Source organism: Amycolatopsis sp. CA-211722 (assembly GCF_056828465.1).
Genome location: NZ_CP184752.1, coordinates 770,084 through 795,190, shown reverse-complemented (window position 1 = coordinate 795,190; position 25,107 = coordinate 770,084). Strand labels below are relative to the sequence as shown.

25 protein-coding genes and 1 tRNA gene are annotated in these 25,107 nt (G+C 68.2%); 14 read left to right on the top strand and 12 right to left on the bottom strand.

Translation table 11 applies throughout. The features are described 5' to 3' along the window. Positions 1 to 65: 65 nt before the first annotated feature. Positions 66 to 509, top strand: a complete 444-nt coding sequence (locus tag ACOCEP_RS03900) for a GNAT family N-acetyltransferase (RefSeq protein WP_482335800.1) — start codon at positions 66 to 68, stop codon at positions 507 to 509. Here the strand turns inward: ACOCEP_RS03900 and ACOCEP_RS03895 are convergent. Together ACOCEP_RS03895 and ACOCEP_RS03890 are read right to left on the bottom strand one after the other, a co-directional pair. Beyond that, positions 506 to 1,087, bottom strand: a complete 582-nt coding sequence (locus ACOCEP_RS03895; RefSeq protein ID WP_482335799.1) for a P-loop NTPase family protein — start codon at positions 1,085 to 1,087, stop codon at positions 506 to 508. The genes ACOCEP_RS03900 and ACOCEP_RS03895 overlap by 4 nt on opposite strands. Before the next feature lie 16 nt (positions 1,088 to 1,103). Further along, the gene (locus ACOCEP_RS03890; protein ID WP_482335798.1) at positions 1,104 to 1,742 is read right to left on the bottom strand and encodes an SRPBCC family protein; all 639 of its coding nucleotides are present in this window, start codon (positions 1,740 to 1,742) and stop codon (positions 1,104 to 1,106) included. 369 nt (positions 1,743 to 2,111) lie between these two features. Here ACOCEP_RS03890 and ACOCEP_RS03885 point away from each other — a divergent pair, with 369 nt between their 5' ends. Then, positions 2,112 to 2,618: a hypothetical protein gene (locus tag ACOCEP_RS03885; protein ID WP_482335797.1), complete on the top strand. Its 507-nt coding sequence runs from the start codon at positions 2,112 to 2,114 to the stop codon at positions 2,616 to 2,618. Positions 2,619 to 2,734: 116 nt separating this feature from the next. Then, positions 2,735 to 3,058, top strand: coding sequence for an ankyrin repeat domain-containing protein (locus ACOCEP_RS03880; protein WP_482335795.1), 324 nt, complete (start codon positions 2,735 to 2,737; stop codon positions 3,056 to 3,058). A 20-nt stretch (positions 3,059 to 3,078) separates the two neighbouring features. Here the strand turns inward: ACOCEP_RS03880 and ACOCEP_RS03875 are convergent. Further along, positions 3,079 to 3,151 (bottom strand) — tRNA-Arg (locus ACOCEP_RS03875). Between the two features lie 173 nt (positions 3,152 to 3,324). Here ACOCEP_RS03875 and ACOCEP_RS03870 point away from each other — a divergent pair. Further along, on the top strand, positions 3,325 to 4,449 hold the full coding sequence (locus ACOCEP_RS03870) for an epoxide hydrolase family protein (RefSeq protein ID WP_482335794.1): 1,125 nt from the start codon (positions 3,325 to 3,327) through the stop codon (positions 4,447 to 4,449). 151 nt (positions 4,450 to 4,600) lie between these two features. Next, entirely contained in the window at positions 4,601 to 5,518 is a 918-nt protein-coding gene (locus ACOCEP_RS03865) for a cation diffusion facilitator family transporter (protein WP_125689689.1), read from the top strand. Between the two features lie 68 nt (positions 5,519 to 5,586). On the opposite strand, the gene ACOCEP_RS03860 is transcribed toward ACOCEP_RS03865, so the two are convergent. Next, positions 5,587 to 6,285, bottom strand: coding sequence for a DUF305 domain-containing protein (locus ACOCEP_RS03860; RefSeq protein WP_038508891.1), 699 nt, complete (start codon positions 6,283 to 6,285; stop codon positions 5,587 to 5,589). A gap of 8 nt (positions 6,286 to 6,293) precedes the next feature. Next, a complete protein-coding gene (locus ACOCEP_RS03855; protein ID WP_125689956.1) occupies positions 6,294 to 7,085 on the bottom strand; it encodes a DUF3105 domain-containing protein in 792 nt (263 codons plus the stop codon). A 203-nt stretch (positions 7,086 to 7,288) separates the two neighbouring features. Here ACOCEP_RS03855 and argS point away from each other — a divergent pair, with 203 nt between their 5' ends. The 7 genes from argS to ACOCEP_RS03820 all read left to right on the top strand — a co-directional run bounded on the left by argS (position 7,289) and on the right by ACOCEP_RS03820 (position 16,842). Further along, positions 7,289 to 8,944 (top strand): arginine--tRNA ligase, encoded by a 1,656-nt coding sequence (gene argS / locus ACOCEP_RS03850; RefSeq protein ID WP_482335793.1) that lies wholly within the window; start codon positions 7,289 to 7,291, stop codon positions 8,942 to 8,944. 6 nt (positions 8,945 to 8,950) lie between these two features. Next, the gene (gene lysA / locus ACOCEP_RS03845) at positions 8,951 to 10,384 is read left to right on the top strand and encodes a diaminopimelate decarboxylase (protein WP_482335792.1); all 1,434 of its coding nucleotides are present in this window, start codon (positions 8,951 to 8,953) and stop codon (positions 10,382 to 10,384) included. A gap of 3 nt (positions 10,385 to 10,387) precedes the next feature. Further along, entirely contained in the window at positions 10,388 to 11,698 is a 1,311-nt protein-coding gene (locus ACOCEP_RS03840) for a homoserine dehydrogenase (protein WP_482335791.1), read from the top strand. Further along, positions 11,695 to 12,756: a threonine synthase gene (gene thrC / locus ACOCEP_RS03835; protein WP_482335790.1), complete on the top strand. Its 1,062-nt coding sequence runs from the start codon at positions 11,695 to 11,697 to the stop codon at positions 12,754 to 12,756. The genes ACOCEP_RS03840 and thrC overlap by 4 nt, the downstream gene beginning before the upstream one ends. Beyond that, a complete protein-coding gene (gene thrB / locus ACOCEP_RS03830; protein WP_482335789.1) occupies positions 12,753 to 13,634 on the top strand; it encodes a homoserine kinase in 882 nt (293 codons plus the stop codon). Before thrC ends, thrB begins: the two co-directional genes overlap by 4 nt. A 419-nt stretch (positions 13,635 to 14,053) precedes the next feature. Then, a complete protein-coding gene (gene rho, locus ACOCEP_RS03825; protein ID WP_482335788.1) occupies positions 14,054 to 16,015 on the top strand; it encodes a transcription termination factor Rho in 1,962 nt (653 codons plus the stop codon). Between the two features lie 284 nt (positions 16,016 to 16,299). Continuing rightward, entirely contained in the window at positions 16,300 to 16,842 is a 543-nt protein-coding gene (locus ACOCEP_RS03820) for an AAA family ATPase (protein WP_482335786.1), read from the top strand. 57 nt (positions 16,843 to 16,899) lie between these two features. Here ACOCEP_RS03820 and ACOCEP_RS03815 read toward each other — a convergent pair whose 3' ends face one another. Beyond that, entirely contained in the window at positions 16,900 to 17,436 is a 537-nt protein-coding gene (locus ACOCEP_RS03815) for a CHAP domain-containing protein (RefSeq protein ID WP_482335785.1), read from the bottom strand. Positions 17,437 to 17,658: 222 nt separating this feature from the next. Here ACOCEP_RS03815 and rpmE point away from each other — a divergent pair, with 222 nt between their 5' ends. Further along, positions 17,659 to 17,886 (top strand): 50S ribosomal protein L31, encoded by a 228-nt coding sequence (gene rpmE / locus ACOCEP_RS03810; RefSeq protein ID WP_007028345.1) that lies wholly within the window; start codon positions 17,659 to 17,661, stop codon positions 17,884 to 17,886. 94 nt (positions 17,887 to 17,980) lie between these two features. Beyond that, complete coding sequence (gene prfA / locus ACOCEP_RS03805; RefSeq protein WP_126732640.1) at positions 17,981 to 19,051, top strand: peptide chain release factor 1; 1,071 nt, start codon at positions 17,981 to 17,983, stop codon at positions 19,049 to 19,051. A 111-nt stretch (positions 19,052 to 19,162) separates the two neighbouring features. Here prfA and ACOCEP_RS03800 read toward each other — a convergent pair whose 3' ends face one another. From ACOCEP_RS03800 to ACOCEP_RS03775, 6 genes are all read right to left on the bottom strand, one after another. Beyond that, the gene (locus ACOCEP_RS03800) at positions 19,163 to 19,900 is read right to left on the bottom strand and encodes a hypothetical protein (RefSeq protein WP_482335782.1); all 738 of its coding nucleotides are present in this window, start codon (positions 19,898 to 19,900) and stop codon (positions 19,163 to 19,165) included. 38 nt (positions 19,901 to 19,938) lie between these two features. Beyond that, a complete protein-coding gene (locus ACOCEP_RS03795; protein ID WP_482335781.1) occupies positions 19,939 to 20,370 on the bottom strand; it encodes a GtrA family protein in 432 nt (143 codons plus the stop codon). After that, on the bottom strand, positions 20,367 to 21,347 hold the full coding sequence (locus ACOCEP_RS03790; RefSeq protein ID WP_482335780.1) for a glycosyltransferase family 2 protein: 981 nt from the start codon (positions 21,345 to 21,347) through the stop codon (positions 20,367 to 20,369). The genes ACOCEP_RS03795 and ACOCEP_RS03790 overlap by 4 nt, the downstream gene beginning before the upstream one ends. Positions 21,348 to 21,447: 100 nt before the next feature. Further along, positions 21,448 to 22,713: a mannosyltransferase family protein gene (locus ACOCEP_RS03785; RefSeq protein WP_482335779.1), complete on the bottom strand. Its 1,266-nt coding sequence runs from the start codon at positions 22,711 to 22,713 to the stop codon at positions 21,448 to 21,450. 104 nt (positions 22,714 to 22,817) lie between these two features. After that, positions 22,818 to 24,254 (bottom strand): glycan biosynthesis hexose transferase WsfD, encoded by a 1,437-nt coding sequence (wsfD, locus tag ACOCEP_RS03780; protein ID WP_482335778.1) that lies wholly within the window; start codon positions 24,252 to 24,254, stop codon positions 22,818 to 22,820. Positions 24,255 to 24,330: 76 nt separating this feature from the next. Then, on the bottom strand, positions 24,331 to 25,101 hold the full coding sequence (locus ACOCEP_RS03775) for an alpha/beta fold hydrolase (protein ID WP_482335777.1): 771 nt from the start codon (positions 25,099 to 25,101) through the stop codon (positions 24,331 to 24,333). Positions 25,102 to 25,107 lie beyond the last annotated feature (6 nt).

Here is a 25,107-nt window from a genome sequence, read left to right as displayed (position 1 = left end):
GGACAACCCCGGTGTTCGGGAACTGCCCGAAAGGCCCTCGAGTGTGGCGGATCGGGGCAGGGGCGATGATCGTGCGGAACGCCGGGCGAGACGACGTCATGGCCATCTGCCGCTTCGGTGAGATACACGTCCAAGCCCATTACGCGCCGTTGATCGGCGAAGAAGCCGCTGCCAGGCAGGTGCGGATGTGGTGGAACGTGACCGACGTGGCCGGCGCCGTGGCCCGCGGTTCGGTCGTGGTCGCCGACGAAGGCGGGTGCCTCGCCGGGGTCGGGCAGTGCGGACGCGACGTGATCCGCAAGCTGTACGTGCGTCCCCGGCATCGCGGCGGCGGGTTGGGGCCGCGGCTGCTCGCTGTCCTCATCGGACAGTTGCCGGCCGATGTCGAGCGGGTGTACGCCGAGCATTTCGTGGCGGACGAACGTGCGGCGGCCTTCTGTGAGCGCGAGGGTTTCACGGTGGAACGGATCGAACTCGGCGTGGTGCGGCGCGTGCGGGCCCTGCGCTAGCGGAGGTTCCGGGCGAGGGGCCCGTCGAGCCAGCGATCCACCTGGCGCTGACCGCGCAGGCGGACGACGACGAGATCCGGATGCCGGTTCTCGGCGATGACCTTGTGCACGCGGGCCCGGATCATCGGGTGGTAGCGCCAGGCGAGTTTGACGATATGGTCGCGATCGGTGAAGAACGTGCGCAGTGGGCCCTCGACGTTGCCTCCGGCGATCTTCGAGCCGCGCCCCATGCGCCGTTTCAGCGTCCGGACGACCGTGCGCGCCACCGTCATCGCACGCGGATGATCGAGCCAGACCAGGACGTCCAGCCGCTCGGTCATCCGCTCCCGGACCTGCTCGCCCTGCCATTCGATGGCCCACTCGTCGCCGCCGATGAATTCCAGGACGTCGGCCTGCCACGTCTCCCGCACCGTCCAGCCCGGCGCGTGGAAGAAGGACTCGAACTCGACGAACGGAAGTCCCATACGTTCGCACAAAGTTCGCGCCAGGGTCGACTTGCCGGATCCCGCGGGCCCCGCCACCGCGGCCCGCCGGATCCGGCGTGAGGGAAGGGGGTCGTCCGGCCCGATGATCTCCATGCCGGAAGCTTAAGGACTATCGGCTTTCGGCGGCCTTCTTCAGGTCCTTCAGCCAGATTTCGAGGCCCTGCCCCAGCATCGCGGTGGAGCCGGGCACGTCCTTGTCGACCTGTGGGCCGGTGTGGCTCTCTTCGGTGCGGACGATGACCCCGCCGGGCACCCTGACGAAATTCCAGACGTGGACACCGTCGATGTGGATGCCGCCGGGACCGTCGAGGGGGCCGGTCCAGCGGATGCACTTGCCGGGCTGGAGTTGCCGGACGGTGGAAACGATGGTCACGTCACCGGGCGGGTAGGGCATGCCGGGCGGGACGGGAATGGTCCACTGGAAGCGGGAATGCTCGCGCAGCGGGCCGTGGTCCAGACGTTTCATGGTGACGGGGATGGCGGGGTTCTGCCAGGACGGCCAGGCCTCCACGTCGGTCTGCAGGTTCCAGATGGTGCGCAGCGGCGCCTTGACGAAGATCTCGGTCCGGTAGTGCACCTTGGCGGACCGGTCGATGCCTTTTCCTTGGCAGGTAAGGGAAGCCGGCTTGGTGTGCTGGGCAGGCGCCGCTTGGGCGGGCGCCGTGGCGCCGAGGACCCCGGCGAGGGCCAGCGGGACCGTGAGCAGGGCGGCGCGGGTGCTGATCCGGCGGCGTGCGGTGCGGAACATGACACTCCTTGGTTAGCGCTTGTTGTGATAGTTAGAAGCTATAACGGAGCTTGGTGAGTGTCAAGAGGGAGAGTGAGAGGTTCTAACCGAGTGAGGCGCCGTCGGTGGGCGTGCTTCGCGCAACCTGGTCGTTGAATGACTTGGCGGGCAGGTGGAAGCCTGGTACAAGTTCTGTTGCTTCGGTTCGGAACTTCCGGCAAGTATGTGAAGGCAAAGGTGGGGATTTCACATACTTGTCGTGCTGTCCGGCCGAGATCTTTCGGTTTCTTGTGAAATCTCGATGGGGTTGGCTTGAAACGCTCGCGTGGGCTTTGGCTGGTGCCGGTGATGATGCTGGCATGCTCATGTTCGAGTGAATCGGGGAGCGTGGTGACGAATCCGGTCGGTTCGGCCCCGGCTCCCTCTTCGAGCCGGGCTCCGGTCGTTTCGCCGGAAATTGTTTCTGACGCTTGCGGCTTCCTTGGCGCTGATGAACTCCAAGGGGCGCTGGAGTCGAAGACTGCCTACCGGTCGGTCGAGGAGAAGCCGGTGGAGGGGCAGCGGAGCGTTGCCTTTGGTTGCGAGTTCAGCCGTGTCGACGATGGGTCCGGCGTGGGGAGCTTGATGGTGACCGCCATCAAGGGGGAGGCGGCGCCGGAGAGTGCGCTCGCCGTCGCCGAGCAGGGGTGTCTGGGTGAGGGGCAGGCTCAGCCGTTGGCGGACGCCGGGGATGCGGCGATGTGGTGCCGGACCGAGGATCTCGACACGCTGGTCGCGATCGTGAAGCGGAGCCGTGGCGAGGTCCGGATCGCTCACTTGACGCTTGCCGGTAGTCCGATGGCTGCCAACATCCCCGGATATGCCTCGCTGGCGCGGCTTCTCGGCGACAGGCTGTAGCACCCACCGGAATCCGGAGGATCTCAGGTGCCGATCGGTCGGTCGTCCCATGCAGTTTTGCTCGCCTGGAAATTACGGTGATATTTGTCGGCACTGGACAAGGGGGATCAGCCCTGATGCATGACTTGAGCCCTGCTCATCAGGCGGTCGAGATGGGTGATCTTCCGCTGCTTCGAGAACTTCTCGATGGCGGCGTTGACATAAACGAAGAGCATGCTGGACTTACGTTGTTGCACCATGCCATCGACGTCGAGGTCGACAGTCACGCGCAGACGGGCGAGCCGTTGCGCGTGGATGTCACGGCTTACTTGCTCGCGCGAGGAGCGGACCCAAAGCGTCCTTCGGATGGCGGGCGTGGCGTTACTGCCGAACATATGGCGTCCGCAAGCCGTCACTGGCTGGCGTCGGCGCTCTTTGAGAGATGGGAAACCCGCCGCTAGAACCGGACGGCCGGAGTGTGTGCCCTCGGCAGGATTCGAACCTGCGACACCTGCCTCCGGAGGGCAGTGCTCTATCCCCTGAGCTACGAGGGCGTTGCCGCCTGGGCGACGTTGGAAGCTTAGCGCATGTCCCCGCGGGGTCTCGCGAGTGGTGGTCGTTAAGTGGCGTGGTGCGTCTTCGACCAGGTCCTCCAGCCGGTCGACGCCGGTGCGGCGGATCGAGGAAATGCGTAGCGTCGGTGTCACCGACGAGCTGGGAGGGCCCGATGATCGAGCCGTTCGAGGTGCGGATCCCCGAATCCGCCATCGCCGACCTGCGCACCCGCCTGCGTGCCACACGCTGGCCCGAGCCCGCCACCGTGGACGACTGGGAGCAGGGTGTCCCGCTGGACTTCGCGCGGGAGCTGTGCCGGTACTGGGCGGAGGACTACGACTTCGGTCTGGCCGACCGTGTCAACGCCTTCCCTGGCTTCAAGACCACTGTGGACGGTCTCGGGATCCACTTCCTGCACGTTCGCTCGCCGGAGCCGGACGCGACGCCGCTCGTGCTCACGCACGGCTGGCCTGGGTCGGTCGTGGAGTTCCTCGACGTGCTCGGGCCGCTGACCGATCCCGCCGCGCACGGTGGTGATCCGGCGGACGCGTTCCATGTCGTGGCGCCGTCGTTGCCGGGGTTCGGCTGGAGTGACAAGCCGTCGTCGACGGGATGGAACGTCGAGCGCATCGCCCGGGCCTGGGACGACCTGATGGGACGGCTCGGCTACGACCGCTACGTCGCGCAGGGCGGAGACTGGGGCGCCGGAGTGACGAACATGCTCGCCAAGGTCGTGCCGGAGCGGCTGATCGGCGTCCACGTCAACATGGCGGGTGTCCCGTACGACGCGTCCGTTCTCGGTGAGCCGACGGCGGAGGAGAAGGCGGCGATCGGCGATCTCGCGCGATTCCGGGAAGTCGGGTCCGCGTACGCGCAGCAGCAGGCCACGCGTCCGCAGACGCTCGGCTACGGCCTCACCGATTCGCCGGCCGCTCAGGCGGCGTGGATAGCCGAGAAGTTCTGGGAGTGGACCGACAACGACGGCTCGCCGGAGACCGCGTTGACCTGGAGACAGATGCTCGACGCGATCTCCGTCTACTGGTTCACCGCTACGGCGACCTCGTCGGCGCGGATCTACTGGGAGAACAAGGAGCGCGACGTCAGCGCCGTTGAAGTTCCTTCGGGTATCTCGATCTTCCCGCGCGAGATCATCCGGCCCTCGCGGCGCTGGGCGGAGCTGCGCTACGCCGATCTTCGCTGGTACGAGGTGTTGCCCGCGGGCGGCCACTTCGCCGCTTTCGAGCGGCCGGACGTCTTCGTCGGCCAGCTGCGAGGGTTTTTCCGGTCGCTTCGGTAGCGGTGCGTGGCGAGTCCAGGTTTCGGGAAGGCCCTCCTGGGGGATGGCTTCCGTGTGTGGCTTAGGACATGGTGAACTTAGGCTCACCTGTATTGCACATATGCGCATGTGACAATATATTCGGCCTGTCGACTTCACGAGAGGCGGAGCAATGGGTCACGGGCACGGGCATGGAACGGCCTCGCCGTCGAGCGCGTCAGGCCGCTACCTCAAGAGCCTGACGATCGCGCTGGTCATCGGCGCCGGCTTCATGGTCATGGAGTTCGTCGTCGGGTTCGCCACCGGCTCGCTCGCGCTGATCTCCGACGCCGCGCACATGTTCACCGACGTCCTCGGCGTCGGGATGGCGCTGGCGGCCATCCTGCTCGCCCGGCGCAGCGGCCCGACGCTGACCCGGACGTTCGGCTTCTACCGCGCCGAAGTGCTCGCGGCCCTGGGTAACGCGATCCTGCTGTTCGGCGTCGCGGGCTACGTCCTGGTCGAGGCCATCGGCCGGATCAGCGACCCGCCCGCCGTGCCCGGTCTGCCCGTCCTGCTGGCCGCGGCCGCCGGTCTCGTCGCGAACATCGTCTCGTTCATGGTCCTGCGCAAGGGCGCGGAAGAGAGCATCAACGTCCGGGGCGCGTACCTCGAAGTCCTCGCCGACCTGATCGGTTCCGTCGGAGTGCTGCTGAGTGGCGCGATCACGCTGCTGACCGGCTGGCGCTACGCCGACCCGATCATCGGTGTCGCGATCGGCCTGTTCGTCCTGCCCCGCACGTACGCCCTCGCCCGCCGCGCGCTTCGGATCCTGTTCCAGCACGCGCCGAAGGGTGTCGACGTCGCCGGGATCCAGGCCGAGCTCGGCGGGCTGAAGGGCGTCGAGGACGTCCACGACCTGCACGTCTGGACGCTGACTTCGGGCATGGAGGTCGCTTCGGCGCACCTCACCATCGCGCCGACCGTCGAGCAGGCCGAAGTGCTCACCGAAGCGCAGAACCTCCTGGCGAACCGCTACTCGATCGAGCACGCGACCCTGCAGATAGAAGTGCCCCAGTGCGCGCAACGCTGCCGGGAACTCTCCTGGTAACCACGCGTTTCGTCCTCTAAATGCGGTAGTTGGCAACGCGAACTACCGCATTTAGAGGACGAAACGCGTCAGGCGGGGAGGGGAGCGGCGCCGCGCTCCTGGAGCAGACCCTTCATCAGGGTCATCTCCGCACCCTGCGAAACGAGCATGCTCTGCGTCAGCGACTTCACGTCGGCGATCGACGTGTGGTCGTAGCCGTACTGAGCCATCTCCGTCCCGCCCATGTGGTGCCGGAGCATCAGCTGCAGGAAGAAGACGTCCATCTCCTTGCCGGTCAGCGACCGCAGTTTGGCGAGTTCGGCCGACGTCGCCATCCCCGGCATCGGAGCGCCGTTCGACGGCTTCATGTCGGCGCCACCGTGCCCGCCGTGGCCGGCCATCGGCTCGGTCATCCAGGTCATGTAGGCGCCGGTCGTCTGCTCGGGCTGGCCCCACAGACCGAGCCAGCCCTTCATCCGGCCGACCTGGCCGGTCTGCGTGCGCTCGATGTCGAACGCGAGGGTCTTGATCGCCGGATCGGTCGTGTGGTCCCGCGCCCAGCCCGCCATGGTGACGGCCTGGAGGTGGTGCACCGACATGTCCTGCGCGAAGCCGACCTCGACCGAGCCCGTGCCCGGGGTCTTCTGCTCCGGCTCGGAGTCGATCAGCCTGGTCGTCAGCGCGCCGAGGCCGAAGCCGAGGATCAGCATGACGACCAGGGCGGCCCCGATCACCAGCCATCGGCTCTTGGCCGACCGTGAGACGTCTTCCTGGAGATCGGGGTCCACTTGGCTCACTACTTGCTCGCGGGCGCCGAGGGCTGGGTCGCGGGCGCGGACGGCTGACCGGCGCCGGGCTGGTCCGGCTGGGTGCCCGCGCTGCCCTTGTAGTCCATCGGCTTGGCGTCCGGCCCCGGCGGCGTCGGGTCGAAGTCGCCCGGCTCGATCTGCGCGTCGCAGGTGGCGTCACGCTCGGGGTACGCGCCGAACGGGTTGGTGCGCAGCGCGGCGACGAACTGGTCGATCCGCTCGTCGGAGGCGGAGTCCAGCTTCAGCTGGTGGCCCCACGACTGCAGGGAGATCGGCTTGTCCAGGTTCGGGTACGGCGACATCACCATGTACGGCTTGCCCTCGACCCGCACCTTCAGCAGGTCCAGCGCCTCGCCGGTGATCTGCGCGGGGTTGTAGGCGATCCAGACCGCGCCGTGCTCGAGCCCGTGGACCATGTTCTCGTTGCGGACGGCCTTCTCGTAGACGACGCCGTTGCACGCGGCCCAGGCCTGGTCGTGCGGGCCGCCGAAGGGCGGGGTCTTGTCGTAGGCGACGCGCTCGGCGGCGCTGACGTGCACGGAGCCCTCGTAGGTGGCCGTGGTCACGCCCGCGATCCGCTTGGAGGGATCCGGGTCCTGCTGCGAGGGCGCGAAGGCGGCCGCGTTCTCCTCACGGGTCTTCTGATCGCGTTTGGGCGCCGAGGCGACCATGTAATAGGTGACCACCGAGGCAGCCAGGACGACGATCGCGACGACGGCGATGATCGTGCCCCAGGGCGTGCCCTTCTTGGACACGACGGAACTACGGGCGGCCTTCATGGCGTTCTTCGACGACGCGCCCTTTTTTCTGGTTGTCCCGTTAGCCATGGCTCCTGCGTTCTCCGAAGGGGGTGGTCCCTGCGCGGGCCAGTGTAGAGACCGCGCGTCTGATCACCGTGAACAGTGCGAAGATCACCGGCTTGGCTCACACCTTCCGGCGGTCGCTGCGAAGCCCGGACCAGGTCACACCTAGAATTCCGCGAGTGACTCCCGCAGCTCTCGCCGACCTGGTCCGTAACTCCGCCGTGCAGGTTCTCACCGCGCGCGGCCTCGACGATTCCGTGCTGCCGGAGAAGGTGACGATCGAGCGTCCCCGCAACCCCGAGCACGGCGATTACGCGACCAACCTGGCGCTGCAGGTGGCCAAGAAGGCCGGGATGAAGCCCCGTGACTTCGCCGACGCGCTGGCCGAGGCGCTCTCGGCCACCGACGGCATCGACTCGGCCGAGGTCGCCGGGCCGGGCTTCCTCAACCTGCGGCTCGCCGCCGACGCGCAGGGCCAGATCGTCCAGCAGGTGCTCGACGCCGGGGAGAAGTACGGCCTCGGCGACGCGCTGGCCGGCGTCAAGATCAACCTCGAGTTCGTTTCGGCGAACCCGACCGGCCCGATCCACCTCGGTGGCACCCGCTGGGCCGCGGTCGGCGACGCGCTGGGCCGCGTGCTGTCCGCGCAGGGCGGCCAGGTCACCCGCGAGTACTACTTCAACGACCACGGCGCGCAGATCGACCGCTTCGTCCGCTCCCTGATCGCCGCCGCCAAGGGCGAGCCCGCACCCGAGGACGGCTACGCGGGCGGCTACATCAACGACATCGCCGCCGAGGTCATCCGCCAGGAGCCGAGCGCGCTGTCGCTGCCCGAAGACGAGCGCGCCGAGACCTTCCGCCGGGTCGGCATCGAGCTGATGTTCACCGAGATCAAGCAGAGCCTGCACGATTTCGGCACCGATTTCGACGTCTACTTCCACGAGAACTCGCTGCACGAGTCCGGTGCCGTGGCGACCTCGGTCCAGCAGCTGAAGGACTCCGGGAACCTGTACTTCGAAGACGGCGCCTGGTGGCTCAAGTCCAAGGAGCACGGCGACGACAAGGACCGTGTCGTCATCAAGAAGGACGGCAACCCGGCCTACATCGCCGGTGACCTCGCCTACTTCCAGGACAAGCGCAAACGCGGTTTCGACCTCTGCATCTACATGCTCGGCGCGGACCACCACGGCTACATCGCCCGGCTCAAGGCCGCGGCGGCCGCCTTCGGTGACGACCCGGCCGTCGTCGAGGTGCTGATCGGCCAGATGGTCAACCTCGTCTCCGAGGGCAAGCCGGTCCGGATGAGCAAGCGCGCCGGCACCGTGATCACCATGGAGGACCTCGTCGGCACCGTCGGCGTGGACGCCGCCCGCTACGAGCTGATCCGCTACTCCGTCGATTCCACTTTGGACATCGACCTGGACCTGCTGCGCAAGCACTCCAACGACAACCCGGTCTACTACGTCCAGTACGCCCACGCGCGGCTGGCCTCGTTGCAGCGCAACGCTTCCGACCTCGGCCTGAAATCCGATGGCGAAGTCGACTTCGGACTGCTTACGCTGCCCGCCGAGGGCGATCTGATCCGCACGATCGGCGAATTCCCGACCGTCCTCCGCCGGGCCGCACAGCTGCGCGAACCGCACCGCGTCGCCCGGTACCTCGAAGAACTCGCCGGCGCGTACCACAAGTTCTACACGGTCGGCCGTGTTCTTCCCCAGGGCGACGAGGAGGCCACCCCCCTCACGTTCGCCCGGCTCGCGCTCTGCCAGGCCGCCCGCCAGGTGCTGGCGAACGGCCTCAACGTGCTCGGTGTCTCTGCTCCGGAACGGATGTAACCCAGAATGGCTCACCCCGCGGGCCCCCGCCACGCCGACGTCTACCCCCACGCCGACGCCTCCGGTTTCCCGCCGTCGAGTCCCGAAGAACTCGACAGGCTGTACCCGAAAGTCTGGCCCCGCAACACTTTCCGCGGCGGTGACGGCGTCGTCCGCATCGCGGGCGTCGACGTCCGCGAGCTCGCCGAAAAGTACGGCACGCCGCTGTTCGTCGTCGACGAGGCCGACTTCAAGTCCCGCTGCGCCGACTACGCCGAGGCGTTCGACGACCCGGCGCTCGTGCACTACGCGTCCAAGGCGTTCCTGTCCATCGAGATCGCCCGCTGGGTGGCCGAGCAGGGGCTGAGCCTGGACGTCTGCAGCGGTGGCGAACTCGCCGTCGCGCAGCGCGCGGACTTCCCGGCCGAGCGGATCACCTTCCACGGCAACAACAAGTCGCTGTCCGAGCTGGAAGCCGCCGTCGAAGCGGGCGTCGGCACGGTCGTGGTCGACTCCTACTACGAGATCGCGCGGCTGGCCGATGTCGCCACCCGGCACGACGTCGTGCAGAACGTCCTCATCCGGGTGACCGTCGGCGTCGAGGCGCATACGCACGAGTTCATCGCGACCGCGCACGAGGACCAGAAGTTCGGTTTCTCGCTGGCCTCCGGTGACGCGGCCGAGGCCGTGCGCCGGGTGCTCAACGCGCCGTCGCTCAAGCTGATCGGCCTGCACAGCCACATCGGTTCGCAGATCTTCGACGCCGACGGTTTCGAGGTCGCCGCCCGCCGGGTGGTCGGCCTGCTGGCCGAACTCGCCAAGGAGCACGGCACCGAGCTGCTCGACCAGCTCTCGATCGTCGACCTCGGCGGTGGGTTCGGTATCGCCTACACCGACAAGGACAACCCGCCGCCGCCCGCGCAGATGATCACGCAGATCCGCGAGATCGTCCGCAAGGAATGCGAGTACGCGGGCCTTCCGGTGCCGAAGATCGCCGGCGAGCCCGGCCGCGCCATCGCCGGTCCCGGCACGATCACGCTGTACGAGGTCGGCACCATCAAGGACGTCTCGCTCGGCGACAAGGCCGCCCGCCGCTACGTCAGCGTCGACGGCGGCATGAGCGACAACATCCGCACCGCGCTCTACGACGCCGTGTACGACTGCCGTCTCGTATCCCGGTCGGCCGACGACGACGGGGACGGCCAGGCCGCCGCCGCGCTGTCCCGGGTCGTGGGAAAACACTGTGAGTCCGGCGACATCGTCGTCCGTGACTGCTGGCTCCCGGACACCCTTGCACCCGGCGACCTGCTCGCCGTGGCGGCCACCGGGGCGTACTGCTACTCGATGGCCAGCGGGTACAACCGGCAGCCGCGGCCCGCGGTGGTGGCCGTGCGCAACGGCAGCGCCCGCGTGCTGCTGCGGCGGGAGACGACGGACGACATGCTGCGCCTGGAGGTCTAGCAAGTGTCTACTGTGGACGAACGCGTGATCAGGGTCGCCCTGCTGGGCTGCGGGACGGTCGGCGGCGAGGTGGTCCGGCTGCTCACCGAGCAGGCCGGGGAGCTCGCCGCCCGGGCGGGCGCCAGGGTGGAGCTGGCGGGTATCGCGGTGCGGCGCCCCGACAAGCACCCCGAGCTGCCGCCGGAGCTGGTGACCTCCGACGTCACGAAGCTCGTCACCTCCCCGGACGTCGACGTCGTCGTCGAGCTGGTCGGCGGTATCGAGCCGGTGCGACAGTGGCTGCTCGACGCGCTCAAGGCCGGGAAATCCGTTGTCACGGCGAACAAAGCGCTGATGGCCGAGCATTCCGCGGAGCTGTTCGAGGCCGCCGACGCGTCAGGCGTCGACCTGTATTTCGAGGCGGCCGTCGCCGGGGCGATCCCGTTGCTGCGCCCGCTGCGCGAATCGCTGGCCGGTGACCGCATCACCCGCGTGATGGGCATCGTCAACGGCACCACGAACTACATCCTCTCCGCGATGGACTCCACCGGCGCCGGGTACGCGGAAACGCTGGAAGAGGCCAGCAGGCTCGGCTACGCGGAGGCGGACCCGACGGCCGACGTCGACGGGTACGACGCGGCGTCCAAGGCCGCGATCCTCGCCTCGCTCGCGTTCCACACCCGGGTGACCGCGTCCGACGTGCACCGCGAGGGCATCGCCGACGTCACCGCGTCGGATCTCGCCGCGGCGAACGTGCTGGGCCGCACGGTGAAACTGCTCGCCATCTGCGAGCGCGTCACCGCCGACGACGGCACCGAATCCGTTTCGGCGCGCGTGCATCCGGTGATGATCCCGCGCGGCCACCAGCTCGCCGGGGTGGGCGGCGCGTACAACGCCGTCTACGTCGAGGCCGACGCCGCCGGTGAGCTCATGTTCTACGGTCAGGGCGCCGGTGGCGCGCCGACCGCGAGTGCCGTGCTCGGCGACCTCGTCGCGGTGGCTCGAAACCGGGTCGTCGGCGGCCGTGGCCCGCGCGAATCCGCGCACGCCGCGCTCCCGGTCAGGCCGATGGGCCAGACGCCGACGCGGTACCACGTCAGTCTCGACGTGGCCGATCGAGCGGGCGTCCTCGCCCAGGTGGCCCAGGCGTTCGCCGGGCACGGTGTCAGCATCGCCGCCGTGCGCCAGCGCGACGCGAACGACACGGCCAGCCTGGTCGTGGTCACCCACCTGGCGCCGGACGCGGCATTGCGGTCCACTGTGGACGACATTGCCAAACTCGATGTGGTGAACCAGGTCGTCAGTGTGATGCGGGTGGAAGGCGAAGACCAGTGATTTCCCAACCGTGGCCGGGGATCATCCAGGCTTATCCGGACCGGATCCCGGTCCCCTCCGGCGCGAAGGTGATCACGCTCGGCGAAGGCAACACCCCGCTGCTGCCCGCGCCGCACCTCTCGGAACTGACCGGCTGCGAGGTTCACCTCAAGGTCGAAGGCGCGAACCCGACCGGGTCGTTCAAGGACCGCGGGATGACCGTGGCCATCACGCACGCGCTCGCCAGCGGGCTCAAGGCGGTCATCTGCGCCTCCACCGGCAACACCTCGGCGTCGGCCGCGGCGTACGCGGCCCGCGCCGGGCTCACCTGCGCGGTGCTCGTCCCGCAGGGCAAGATCGCGATGGGCAAACTCGCCCAGGCCGTCCTGCACGGCGCGCGGATCCTGCAGGTGGACGGCAACTTCGACGACTGCCTCGAACTGGCGCAGAAGACCGCGATCGACTACCCGGTGACCTTGGTCAACTCGGTCAACCCGGTGCGCATCGCCGGCCAGAAGTCGGCCGCGTTCGAGATCTGCGACGTGCTCGGCCAGGCTCCGGACATCCACTGCCTGCCGGTCGGCAACGCGGGCAACATCACCGCCTACTGGGCCGGATATTCCGAGTACGCGGGCGACGGTGTGGTGAAGAACACCCCGCGGATGTTCGGTTTCCAGGCGGCCGGTGCCGCACCGCTGGTGCACGGCGAGCCGGTGGCCGATCCGGACACCATCGCGACCGCGATCCGCATCGGCAGCCCCGCGTCCTGGGACGGCGCGATGAAGGCGAAGAACGCGTCCGCGGGCCTGTTCGAAGCGATCACCGACGAGAAGATCCTCGAGGCGTACCGGCTGCTCGCCCGCAAGGAAGGCGTGTTCGTCGAGCCCGCCTCGGCGACCAGTGTCGCGGGCCTGCTCGCCACGGCCGCGGACGGCCGCCTGCCGAAGGGCTCGACCGTCGTGTGCACCGTCACCGGGCACGGCCTGAAGGATCCGGCCACGGCGCTGGAGGGCAACGTCGAGGTCGAGCCGCTCGCCGTCGACCCGACCGCCGTCGCCGCCGCGCTGGACCTGCGATGACGCTGCTCAAGATCAAGGTCCCGGCGTCTTCGGCGAACCTCGGCCCGGGATTCGACGCGCTCGGCCTGGCGCTCGCGCTGTACGACCGCGTCGAACTCCAGATCACCGACGCCGGGCTCAAGATCGAGGTGATCGACGACGGGGCGGGCGGCGTGGACGACGTCCCGACCGACGAATCGCACCTGGTCGTGCGGGCTTTCCGGCGGGGTTGCGAGCACCTCGGCCTGCGGCCGCCCGGCGTGCACCTGCGCTGTTTCAACGCCATTCCGCACGCCCGCGGCCTCGGATCGTCGGCGTCCGCCGTCGTGACCGGTGTCGCGGCGGCGTACGCGCTGGCTGAGAAGCCCCTGGACGACGACGCCCTGCAGCTGGCGGCCGAGTTCGAGGGGCACGCCGACAACGCCGCTGCGAGCCTGCTGGGCGGCTTCGTGGTGGCGTGGAACGAGGGCGAGCGGTTCCGTGCCGAGCGGCTCCAGCCGCACCACGACATCCGGCCCGTGGTCGCCGTCCCGGCGCTGCGGTCCTCGACCGACGCCACCCGCGGCCTGCTTCCCGACCGGGTCCCGCACGCCGACGCGGCGTTCACGGCCGGTCGCGCGGCGCTCGCGGTCCACGCGCTCACCTCGCGCCCGGACCTGTTGCTCTCCGCGACCGAAGATCGGCTCCATCAGCACTACCGGGCGCCCGCGTACCCGGCGAGCAGCGAACTGGTCCGCGCGCTGAGGGCCGAAGGAGTGGCCGCGGCCATCTCCGGGGCCGGCCCGACCGTGCTCGCGCTGACCACCGGGGGAATACTCCCGGCGGGCGTCGACGTTACGTCTTTCGACGTCACCGAGCTGCCGATCGATCCGGGCGGCGTTCAGGTTGCGGCTCAGTAAAGCCTCGGTCACATGCCGGAGCCCCGCCCCGCCACGCGGGGGGTGGTTGTTGCACCCGGCCGTGGCGCGGTCTACCCTCGGGGGCGTTCGATCACCGTGCGTTTCCGCACCCGGTGCCGGTCCAGGTGACCAGTGTCATCCTTGGCCCGCATCCTTCGTTGATCCGCCAGTTCCGTACACCGCCTGGCAAGCGGGGAGTAGCGGATGGACGCAGGCGGGTTCCCGGTTCCGGCGGTGCCGAATTCCGCTTCCTCCGTTTGGAGGACGCAAATCCCTGTGCTGGAGGCCTTCTAGCTGTGTTCGACACGGCCGAGGAGCTGATCGCCCGTATCGGGGGCCAATTACGCCGTTTCGCAATCGGACGCGAGCGGCGGTCCGCTGATCCACCTGGAGGCGTGGATCGGTCAGGAAGGACATTTGTGAGCAACACCGATCTTTTGAGCGACGTCGAAGGTGGCGCCGCCGAGTCGAACGGCGCCGTCGCTCCCAAGCGCACGGTCGGCGGATTGACCGGCAAGACCGTCGCCGAGCTGCGCTCGATCGCTGGGGACCTTGGCATCGGCGAGACCACGGGTATGCGCAAGGGCGATCTGATCGCGGCCATCCGCGAGCGCCAGGGCAAGACCAAGCGCAAGACCCCCGCCGCGGCGAGCGAAACGCTTCCGCTCGAGGGGATCGACGCTCCGCGCAAGGCCCCCAAGGCCGAAGCGCCCAAGACGGAGGCCCCGAAGCAGGAGGCCCCGAAGGCCGAGGCCGCTCCGGCCGAGGCTCCTCGCGCCGAGAAGGCCGAGAAGGTTTCGGAGAACGGCTCCGCGCCGGCCGCCGAGCGGCCCGCGCAGCAGGAGAACGCGACCCAGCAGGACGGCCAGCCGCAGCAGGAAGAGGGCGGCCGCAACCGTCGTCGCCGCGGCTCCAACCGTGCCGCGGGTTCGCCCGAGCAGGGCGGTCAGCAGCGTGAGCGCGGTGAACAGCGCGAGCGCGGTGACCGCAACGAGCGCGGTGACCGCGGCGAAGGCGGCAACCGTCAGGGCAACCGCGACGGCCGTGGCCAGGACAACCGCCAGCGCAACCAGCAGGGCGGCGGCCAGGACAACAGCCAGCGCCAAGGCCAGGGCCAGCAGGGTGACGACGACGAGGAAGGCGGCCGTCGCGGCCGTCGTTTCCGCGACCGTCGCCGCCGTGGTTCCGGCGGCGGCCGTGAACAGGGTGGTTCGCCCGACACCGAGATCCGCGAGGACGACGTCCTGCTGCCCGTCGCGGGCATCCTGGACGTGCTCGACAACTACGCGTTCGTGCGCACCTCGGGCTACCTCGCCGGGCCGAACGACGTGTACGTCTCGCTCTCGCTGGTCCGCAAGTACGGCCTGCGCCGCGGTGACGCCATCACCGGTGTCGTGCGCCAGCCGCGTGACGGCGAGCAGCAGCGGCAGAAGTTCAACCCGCTGGTGCGCGTCGACTCGATCAACGGCCTGGAGCCGGACGAGTCCAAGCGTCGTCCGGAGTTCACCAAGCTGACGCCGCTGTACCCCAACGAGCGGCTGCGCCTCGAGACCGAGCCGCACAAGCTCACCACCCGCGTCATCGACCTGGTGATGCCGGTCGGCAAGGGGCAGCGTGCCCTGATCGTGTCGCCGCCGAAGGCCGGTAAGACGACGATCATGCAGGACATCGCGAACGCGATCTCGACGAACAACCCCGAGTGCCACCTGATGGTCGTGCTCGTGGACGAGCGTCCGGAAGAGGTCACCGACATGCAGCGGTCGGTGAAGGGTGAGGTCATCGCCTCGACCTTCGACCGCCCGCCGTCCGACCACACCTCGGTCGCGGAGCTGGCCATCGAGCGGGCGAAGCGCCTGGTCGAGATGGGTCACGACGTCGTCGTCCTGCTCGACTCGATCACCCGTCTGGGCCGTGCGTACAACCTGGCGGCCCCGGCGTCCGGCCGGATCCTCTCCGGTGGTGTCGACTCGACGGCGCTGTTCCCGCCGAAGCGGTTCCTCGGCGCGGCGCGCAACATCGAGAACGGCGGTTCGCTGACGATCTTCGCCACGACGATGGTCGAAACCGGGTCCACCGGTGACACGGTCATCTTCGAAGAGTTCAAGGGCACCGCGAACGCGGACCTCAAGCTCGACCGGAAGATCGCCGAGCGGCGCGTGTTCCCCGCGGTGGACATCAACCCGTCCGGTACCCGCAAGGAAGACCTGCTGCTTTCGCCGGACGAGCTCGCGGTCACCCACAAGCTGCACCGGGTGCTGCACGCGCTGGACTCGCAGCAGGCCATCGACCTGCTGATCTCGCGTCTGCGCAAGACGAAGACCAACATCGAGTTCCTCATGCAGGTCTCGAAGACGGCCCTCGGCTCGAACGACGACGACTGATCTTTTCGGTCCAGTACGTGAAGGCCCCCTTCATTGCGCCTAGCGCAGTGAAGGGGGCCTTCACGTACTTGCTGGTTCGTTCGGTGTCCCCAATGTGGCATTGGGGACACCAAGATCGAGTGCCGAGGGCGACGAAGGGCTGGCTTGCACAGCTGGGTAGCGCGTGAAGGCCCCCTTCCCTCGGCTCAGCGAAGGGAAGGGGGCCTTCACGCGACCCGAGCGCTGGCCCTCGTGTGCGCTCGCGGGTCGCGAAAGCCACTTTCGCAACGTTGTATGTTGCGAAAGTGGCTTTCGCAACGCCTGTACCGGGGCGCGTCGTGGTGTACGGGGTCACCGGTTCGGGCAAGTCGACGCTGGCGCGAAGGCTGGCCGAGCGGACCGGGCTGCCGTGCCATTCGGTCGACGACGATCTCGCCTGGCAGCCGGGTTGGGTGCCGGTTCCCGACGACGAGCAACGGCGCCGGATCGGCGCGCTGGTCGCGGGGGAGCGCTGGATCATCGACGGGATGTTCGCCAAATGGCGTGACATCGCGTTGCCCCGCGCCGAACTGATCGTCGCGCTGGACTATCCGCGCTGGGTTTCGCTGAGCCGTCTCGTGCGCCGCACCGTGGTGCGCTGCATCACCCGTCGCCGGATCTGCAACGGCAATGTCGAGACACTGCGGGGGATGCTCTCCGGCGACTCGATCATCGTGTGGCACTTTCGGTCGTTCGCGCGCAAGCGGCGCACGATCCGCGGTTGGGTCGAGGATCCGGCGGTGCCGGTGGTGCACCTGACCTCTCCGCGAGCGACGCAGCACTGGCTTGCACAGCTGGGTAGCGCGTGAAGGCCCCCTTCCCTCGGCTCAGCGAAGGGAAGGGGGCCTTCACGCGACGGGGAGGGCTCAGCGGTGCGGAACCGCCGCGGGAGTCCAGCCGCGGTAGTTGGCGAAGTAGTGCACGCTCGACGCGTGGCCGATCTTGCCGCCGATGCTGGTGGCGTAGATCCCGCCGGAGCCGTCGGCGATGCCGACGTGGCCCCACTGGCTGATGTTCCAGTACACGAAGGAGCCCTTCGGCGGCGTCCCGGTCGTGTGCTTCGGGCTCGCGCCGTTCCAGTGCGCGTTGGCCGAGGCCCAGACGCCGGTGGTCCCGTACGCGTTCTCGACGGCCTTCTCGCAGAGGCCCTGGTACGCGGTGGAGCCCATGCGGTTCTTGAACCACTGGATCGCCCCGGCGGGGGTGCCGTCCCCAGCGCCCTGGATGGCCAGTTCGCCGTCGGGCAGGGTGGTGAACGTCCCCGCGGCCGGGTTGATGTCGGCGGCGGTGATGGCGGCGCCCGGATCGGGGGCCGCCCCGGCGACCGGAGCGATGGCGAGGGCCGCGATGGCCAGCGCGGCGACGGAGGCCGGCTTCGCCACCTTGGCGAGGATGGTGCGCATGATCAGTACCTCCTGTTGAGGAATCACCAACAAGGGCAGCTTCGCGTGATCAAGTACAAATTTCGTACAACTCGGCGTCGATAGTTGATAACTCAACGTAATGGAATACGTCGGGGGAGGGGTGCGTTGACGCCACTGCCAGCACATCTGGCAAAATCATCCGCTGAAGTCCGGCACCGGTTCACCCCGCACGGGGACCCGGGGCCAACGAGAGAGGACACCATGAAAAGCGGTATTCACCCCGAGTACGTCGTCACGCACGTGAACTGTGACTGTGGCAACGAATTCACCACGCGCAGCACCAAGACCTCCGGCAACCTCCACGTCGAGATCTGCTCGAACTGCCACCCGTTCTACACCGGCAAGCAGAAGCTCATGGACACCGGCGGCCGCGTCGCGCGCTTCGAGGCTCGCTACGGCAAGCGCAAGAAGGCCGAAGACGCCAAGTAGCTTGAACGACGGCGCCTACCCGCATGCCCGGGTAGGCGCCGTTTTCTTTGGTGTCACAGCCTTGGTTCTGTCAGGTCCGTTGAGAGGTGGAGTGGTGGATTCGAGTTCGCTGAAGGGTCTGCTCGAAGAGCACGCCCAGCTGGAAGAGCAGCTGGCCGACCCGTCCGTGCACGCCGACCAGGCGCGCGCTCGCAAGCTCGGCCGCCGGTACGCGGAGCTGAGCCCCGTCGTCAAGACGGTCCGCGAGCTCGACACCGCCCGTGACGACCTCGAAACGGCGAAGGAACTGGCGGCGGAAGACTCGGCCTTCGCGGCCGAGGCAGAAGAGATCTCCGCCAAGATCCCCGTGCTCGAAGCCAAGCTCACCGAACTGCTCCTACCGCGCGACCCGTACGACGGTTCCGACGTGGTCATGGAGATCAAGTCGGGTGAAGGCGGCGAGGAGTCGGCGTTGTTCGCCGGCGACCTGCTGCGCATGTACCTGCGCTACGCCGAGCGTCACGGCTGGAAGGCCGAGGTGCTCGACTCGGTCGACTCGGACCTCGGTGGTTTCAAGGACGTCACCGTGTCCATCAAGAGCCGTTCCGCGGAGGCCGACGGCGTCTGGGCACGCCTGAAGTTCGAAGGTGGGGTGCACCGCGTGCAGCGCGTGCCCGCCACCGAATCGCAGGGCCGGATCCACACCTCCGCGTCCGGCGTGCTCATCTACCCCGAACCCGAGGACGTCGAGGTCGAGATCGACCCGAACGACCTGCGGATCGACGTCTACCGCTCGTCCGGCCCCGGCGGCCAGAGCGTCAACACGACCGACTCGGCGGTGCGGATCACGCATATCCCGACCGGGGTGGTCGTCTCGTGCCAGAACGAGAAGTCGCAGATCCAGAACCGGGCCCGCGCCCTGCAGGTGCTGCAGGCCCGCCTCCAGGCGATCGCCGAGGAGGAGGCCGCCGCGAAGGCGTCGGACGCGCGCCGCTCGCAGGTCCGCACCGTCGACCGCTCCGAGCGGGTCCGCACCTACAACTTCGCCGAGAACCGCATCGCCGACCACCGGGTGAACTACAAGGCGTACAACCTGGACCAGGTCCTCGACGGCGACCTCGACGGCGTGCTGGACGCGCTCATCACCGCGGACCGCGAGGAGCGGCTCGCGGCGCACGCGGGCTGATCCTCGCGACCTCGACCGGCGACCATGTCGCGAAAGCCACTTTCGGGACATCAGGCGTCGCGAAAGTGGCTTTCGCGACACGTCCGGCACAAGCTGCCTTCCAGCGGACCGTCAGCCCGGCTCGGTGTAGAACGGATCGTCCTCCAGCGCGGTATGGACCGCCCGGACGGACATGTTCACCCGTGACAGCCTGCCGGTCACCTCGTTCTCGACCCGCCTGAGCGCTTCGTCGCCGCTTTCCCCTGCCAGAGCCGGGAAAGCCGACAACAGCACCGCCTCGCAAGGACCCGCGTCCGTGCTGATGCGGATCAGCGACGCCGAGAGGTCGGCCGCGGGACGGCCGCACAGGTCCACGGCCAGCCGCAGGTCACCGGTGGGGACATAGAGATGCACCCGGGAAATGACGTCGGTTTCCGCGCGCGGGGAGAAATCGTGCCGAGGGACATGCGCGGGTTCACGCGGATCGGTTCCGCCGACGGACGCCATCAACGAATAGAGGGTGAATCCGTCCGCCTGGGTGTCATAGGCGTCGTAGGTTCCGTATTGGCCGGTCTCCGGCGTGCCGTGGATTTCGAAGAATTGCGCGTTCAGCCCGAAGTGGAAAAGCGCGGGTACCGCGGCCCGGTGAAGAGTTTCGGCGGGCTCTTCACCGTCGGCCGGAGGCGTGCGATAGCCGACCGAGACCAGGTATCCCGTCCAGCCGCCTTCGGGGTCCGCACGGCAGATCTCCAGCTCGGTGGCGTCGAACTCGCCGATGAGACGCTCGCCGAGTGCGGCGGCCGTGGCGAAGTCCTCGGTTTCCATATTCGCGGATATCCGCGTGACGACCGTCGTTTCCCGGAGATCCATGACTGTCTCGTGAGCCCTTCGGCGCGTACAGGTGGCGCTCAGCTCGCCGGCGGGCCGGGCGGAACCATCGTGGGTTCGGCCGCCGCCTGCCGGAAGACGACCTTCTTGTACAGGACGTAGTTCCACACCATGCCGACCGCGATCGCCCCCAGTTTCGGGATGAGCACGTTGATCCCGGGGAAGAGCTTGGTGACCGCGAAGATCACCGCGGCGTGGACGACCCACAGGCCGAAGGCCGTCACGGCGAAGAAGAGCACGGCCTGGCGGCGGATGTCGCCGTCCTTCGCGCGGAAGGTGAAGTTCCGGTTGAGCGTGAAACTCAGGAGCATGCCCGCCGTGGTCGAGATGAAGTTCGCGACGAACATCGGGACGCCGAGCGTCGCCAGCAGGGCGTAGCCGAGCGCGTCGACCGCGGTGTTGAGCACCCCGACGACACCGAAGCGCACTTGGGTGCCGCTGATCGGCTTCACCGGGCGACTTGCCCGGCGTCGACGGGGGCACCGGAGCGGACCGACGCGATGCCGTAGAGCGGGCGGTTCTGCACCTGCGAATAGGTCCGGCCGATGTAGCTGCCGAGCACCCCGAGCATGATGATCTGGATACCGCCGAGGAAGAACATCGCGGCGGTGATGAAGGCCCAGCCCGGCACGGCGGTCGTCGGCGCGAAGAGCTTGACGCCGAGCACGTACAGGATGCCGAGGAAGCTGAGCAGCGAGATCACGTATCCGAGGCGGGTGATCATCCGCAGCGGCGCGACGGAGAAACCGAGGATGCCGTCCGCGGCGAAGCGGAGCATCTTTCGCAGGGGATAACCGGTCACCCCCGCGTGCCGTTTGTCGCGGTCGAACAGGACGGCGGTCTGCTTGAAACCGATGTAGCTGACCAGCCCGCGCAGGAACCGGTCCTGTTCGCGATACTTGCGCAGTTCGTCGACGACCTTGCGGTCGATCAGCCGGAAGTCACCGGTGTTCCGGGGAATTTCGACGGACGCCATCTTCCGGAGGAACCAGTAGTAGGCGCCGGCGGTGAGCTTCTTGAACATCGAATCCTGGCGCGAACGGCGCTGCGCGTAGACGACGTCGAAGCCTTCTTCCCATTTCGCGATCAATTCCAGCGCGACCCTCGGCGGGTCCTGCATGTCACTGTCCATGATGATCGCGGCGTCCGCGTCCACCAGGTCGAGCCCGGCGGTGACCGCCATCTGGTGGCCGAAGTTGCGGGAAAGCTCGATCACGGTGACCCGGGCGTCGCGCCGGCTCAGCGCCGCGAGCAGGTCCATCGACCGATCGCGGCTGCCGTCGTCGACGTAGATGAAGCTGAAGTCGTACTTGCCGGCGAGCGGCGCCATCGTCTCGTCCACCGTGCGGTGGAGGAGTTCGATGTTCTCTTCCTCGTTGTAAATGGGAAAGATGAACGCGATCCGGCGTCTGTCGTGGTCCGCGGGCATGGGAAACCCCCGTTGCGCTTTCTCGAGAAGGCGGTGAATGGGTTCACGGCCAAGGTGGGTTGATTCTAGGAGGTCGGGCGGGTGTCCCTCTTCCGGGTGGTCAGCCGGACCAATGGCCGGCGACGTAGCGGAGGAAGATCGCGCCGCAGATCAGCGAGTTGAGGTAAATCGTCGCGTACACCACGCCACGCAGGTTCGGGCGCCGTTCGGCCAGCAGCACCAGCGCGAGGTACATGACCAGGCACGGGAGCAGGTACCGGTGTACCGAGACGACGTTGCTGTTGAGCGTCAGCATCACGAAGGAGGCGAGCCCGAACAGGGCGAGCGGCAGGCCCTTCGACCGCAGCGCGACGAAGAAGTAGACCGAAGCCGCCAGGAGCAGGAGCAGGCCGAGCATGGGCAGCGCGTGACTCAGCAGCGTCCACGCGTCCATCGGTTTCACACCGATCAGCGCGCGGAAGGTGATCTTGAGTTCCGTGAACGTCGTCTCCACGATGTTCGGGTTGAACTTGTGGTACGACCAGGTGCTCGCGCTTTCGAGCGCGGTGAAGCTCGACATCGCGCTGCCGGTCTCGAGCTTCATGTAGAGCATGTGCGCGCCGAGGCCGAGGTACGCGGCGGGGAACCAGAGGACGGGCCAGGACAGCAGGCCGCGCGGCTTCCAGTCCGCGGATCGCCAGAACTCCAGGAAACACAGGCCGATGAACACCGCGGCGGTGATCCGCGACGCGGTGAGCGGGATCAGGCAAAGGCCCATCCACAGCCATTGACGTCGTAACGCGAACAGATACGCCCAGAAGCCGAGCGCGCAGAACACCGCCTCGCTGTAGAACGAGTGCAGGAAGAAGGCGGCGGGCGCGGTCAGGAACGCGGCGACGACCAGCCAGTGCGAGCGAGGCGAAGTAAGGAAGAACCGGGCGATCTTGAGCAGGGCCACGCCTGCCAGCCAGGTCGCGATCAGGTTGACGATGAACCCGGCCGTGAGCAGGCCGAGGGTTCCGAAGCTGAGGGTCTTGACCAGCCAGACGCAGATCGGGAAGACCGGATAGAACGCTCGTACCGGCACGTAGCTGCCCGTGTAGGCGTGTTCGGCGATCTCGCCGTAGTTGCCCGCGTCCCAGCGGTAGGTGTGGGACAGCAGGCTCAGTGTCGAACCGATGCCGGTCTTGGGGATACCTTCACTCGCCGGAGTGGACGGGCCGAACAGCCACGCCACCGCGGTCAGCGCGGCGTTCCAGGCCAGGACGACCAAGAGGACCTTGCCGAAGTCGCCGGCGAGCCAGCCGAGTATCCGCTCACGGCCGGTTCTTCGCTCGCCCGATGCCGCGGGAACCCTGGTGGGGCCCGCCGTGATCATGTCGGTCATGACTGAATTACTACAGGGATGGCGCGACCCGGCCCGATCGGGGTGCCCTTGCCCGGTGAGCGGAATGGAATCGGGTCCGCCGGAATTCTCCGGATAACGCCGATTCAGGAGACCGTGGTCGCCGGTTCCTTGGTCTCGGACTGCGTTTCGGGGTCCGATTCGTTGTTTCGCCGCGGCAGGAACGAGAGCGCGGCGAAGGCGCCGGCGAGCAAGGTCGGGAAGATCGTCAGCTGCTGGTGCTTGATGTTCTCGATACCCTCCGCGAGGCCGGCGACCAGGAACTGGCCCATCGCGAACAGCAGGAACGTCAGCACCACGAGGCCCACGTCGCGCCGCCCGACGCGTTTGCGGAAGGCGCGGAGGCCCGCCCAGCCGATGAGCAGCCAGATCGGCAGCAAGGCGAACAACCCCAGCGGTGCGAGCCAGCCGGTGATCCCGGACAGGACGGGGACCCGGTACTCCTTGGCCAGCGGCGGCTGCCCGGAGTGCTCGCCGAAGCTCCCGAGGTTCGGCACACGGGCCGTCAGCGTCTCCTGTGCGGAGCGGTGCAGCATCTGGACCACGCGGACCGGGTGTTCGAGGTAGTACTGGGCGATGTTGCGGCGGCTGATCTTGTCCCGGTACTTCGGGTAGTCGGGGGAGGACCACGCCCCGTTGGCGCTCCACCAGCCCGTGCCGACGTACGCGGCGAACTCCGGCGGGAGACCCAGCGCGGCGAGGTCGCCGGCGGTGTCGTGTTTCCCGTCCACGATCCCGTTGAACACGACGTGGTACATGTTGATCTCGCGGTACTCCGCGTTCGCCGGGTCGCCCGATTTCTGCATCAGCGCGGTGCCCGTGCCGACGACGGCCAGCACGGCCAGCGGCAGGGCCCACCGGGCCAGGCCGCGGCTGCCCTCCGGCCGGACGAACAGCAGCGCGATCGCGAACAATGGGATCAGCAGCAGCGTCTGCGATTTCGCGTTGATCCCGATCATCGCGCCGAGCACGGTGACGGTGGCTCCGGCGTAGCGCCACGGCCCGGTGCGGTGCATGAGCAGGAGCCCGCCGGCGAGCAGGAGCATCCCGAGGAAGGCGGCGCCCTCGCTCAGCACCGAGGCGAAGTAGCCGAAGAAGGCCGAGTCCGCCACGACCAGCAGCAGCGCGACCGTGGCGATCACGCTGTTCCGGACCGAAAGACGCAGGCCGGTCACGACCGCGGCGATCCCGCCCGAGACCAGCAGACAGGTCAGCACACCCAGCACCAGCAGGTTCAGGATCGCCGACGAGCCGAGCAGGTGCCCGATCTCGCTGGCGATCCTGTCGATCCAGCTCTGGCTGGAGATGTACGCGCTGTCGCAGGCCGGGGCGGGGCCGTAGGAGAAGCGGACGAAGTCTTGCGAGGGCCTGTCGAGCTCGCGGCCGCCGAGCTGGCACAGGATGCGCCAGCCGTCGCCGTTGTCCGCCATGCCGATCGGGCGCGGGACGAGGAATCGGGCGAGCAGCACACCCAGCGCGGCTGAAAACACGCCGAAGGGCAGCCAGATCTCCCGATACCTCATCCCGGCCACCATAGAATATCGGTCACAGTGATCGTTTCGGCACCCTCCGTGTGCTCAGGGAACGCCTGGTCGACCGCTAGATCCTCGCGGCGAGGAACTTTTGGATCACTCCGAGCCATTCGTCGCGGGCCTCGGTGCCGATCCCGTGGCCGGCCTCGATCTCGACCAGTTCGGCGCCGGGGATCCCGGCCGCGAGTTCGCGGGAGTGGACGGGCGGGGCGAGGCCGTCCAGCGTCGTGGCGACGACGAGCGTGGGGACCGGGATCCCGGCCAGTTCGGCGCGGGTGTCGACGCTCGCGACCAGGCCCACGTGTTCGGGGCTGCCCTCCGGGATGAAACCGGCGAGCCCGTCGATGGCGGCTTCGAGCTCCGAGGGCGTCAGCGAGTTCAGGTGCTTCTCGCCGGTGGCGGCGAAAGTGAGGAACTTCGCCAGCAGCTTCCGGTCACCGCCCAGCAGTTCGCGCCAGATGTCGACGGCCAGCAGCAGCCGGTTGTCCGGTTTCGCGAACCCGGCGGTCAGGATGAGCCCGGTGACCCGATCGGGGTGCCGCGTCGCGGCGCGGACGGCGACTCCGGTGCCGAGCGAGTAGCCGAGGATCGCGAAGCGTTCGAGGCCGGCGTCTACGGCGATGGAGACCAGTTCGTCGGCGACGGCGTCGAGGTTCAGCGGCCCGGCGCTGCGCGGCGTGGCCCCGGAGCCGGGATAGTCGGCGCCGACGACGGTGTGGGTGCGGGCGAGGTCGTCGAGGATGCTCCCGAAGTTGCCCTCGACGCTGCCGCCACCGCCGTGGGCGAGCAGCAGACCGGGACCGGAACCGCGGACGACGTGCGCGAAATGATTCGTCATGCCGGC

What these genes read in the sequence shown, in the direction of transcription:
- ACOCEP_RS03855 (WP_125689956.1), bottom strand. Translation starts at nt 7,085, where the DNA reads ATGAAGGCCGCCCGTAGTTCCGTCGTGTCCAAGAAGGGCACGCCCTGG.
- ACOCEP_RS03895 (WP_482335799.1), bottom strand. Translation starts at nt 1,087, where the DNA reads ATGGAGATCATCGGGCCGGACGACCCCCTTCCCTCACGCCGGATCCGG.
- rpmE (WP_007028345.1), top strand. Translation starts at nt 17,659, where the DNA reads ATGAAAAGCGGTATTCACCCCGAGTACGTCGTCACGCACGTGAACTGT.
- ACOCEP_RS03775 (WP_482335777.1), bottom strand. Translation starts at nt 25,101, where the DNA reads ATGACGAATCATTTCGCGCACGTCGTCCGCGGTTCCGGTCCCGGTCTG.
- ACOCEP_RS03880 (WP_482335795.1), top strand. Translation starts at nt 2,735, where the DNA reads ATGCATGACTTGAGCCCTGCTCATCAGGCGGTCGAGATGGGTGATCTT.
- ACOCEP_RS03815 (WP_482335785.1), bottom strand. Translation starts at nt 17,436, where the DNA reads ATGCGCACCATCCTCGCCAAGGTGGCGAAGCCGGCCTCCGTCGCCGCG.
- ACOCEP_RS03790 (WP_482335780.1), bottom strand. Translation starts at nt 21,347, where the DNA reads ATGCCCGCGGACCACGACAGACGCCGGATCGCGTTCATCTTTCCCATT.
- wsfD (WP_482335778.1), bottom strand. Translation starts at nt 24,254, where the DNA reads ATGAGGTATCGGGAGATCTGGCTGCCCTTCGGCGTGTTTTCAGCCGCG.
- ACOCEP_RS03900 (WP_482335800.1), top strand. Translation starts at nt 66, where the DNA reads ATGATCGTGCGGAACGCCGGGCGAGACGACGTCATGGCCATCTGCCGC.
- ACOCEP_RS03865 (WP_125689689.1), top strand. Translation starts at nt 4,601, where the DNA reads ATGGGTCACGGGCACGGGCATGGAACGGCCTCGCCGTCGAGCGCGTCA.
- lysA (WP_482335792.1), top strand. Translation starts at nt 8,951, where the DNA reads ATGGCTCACCCCGCGGGCCCCCGCCACGCCGACGTCTACCCCCACGCC.
- ACOCEP_RS03785 (WP_482335779.1), bottom strand. Translation starts at nt 22,713, where the DNA reads ATGACCGACATGATCACGGCGGGCCCCACCAGGGTTCCCGCGGCATCG.
- ACOCEP_RS03890 (WP_482335798.1), bottom strand. Translation starts at nt 1,742, where the DNA reads ATGTTCCGCACCGCACGCCGCCGGATCAGCACCCGCGCCGCCCTGCTC.
- ACOCEP_RS03870 (WP_482335794.1), top strand. Translation starts at nt 3,325, where the DNA reads ATGATCGAGCCGTTCGAGGTGCGGATCCCCGAATCCGCCATCGCCGAC.
- ACOCEP_RS03800 (WP_482335782.1), bottom strand. Translation starts at nt 19,900, where the DNA reads ATGGATCTCCGGGAAACGACGGTCGTCACGCGGATATCCGCGAATATG.
- thrB (WP_482335789.1), top strand. Translation starts at nt 12,753, where the DNA reads ATGACGCTGCTCAAGATCAAGGTCCCGGCGTCTTCGGCGAACCTCGGC.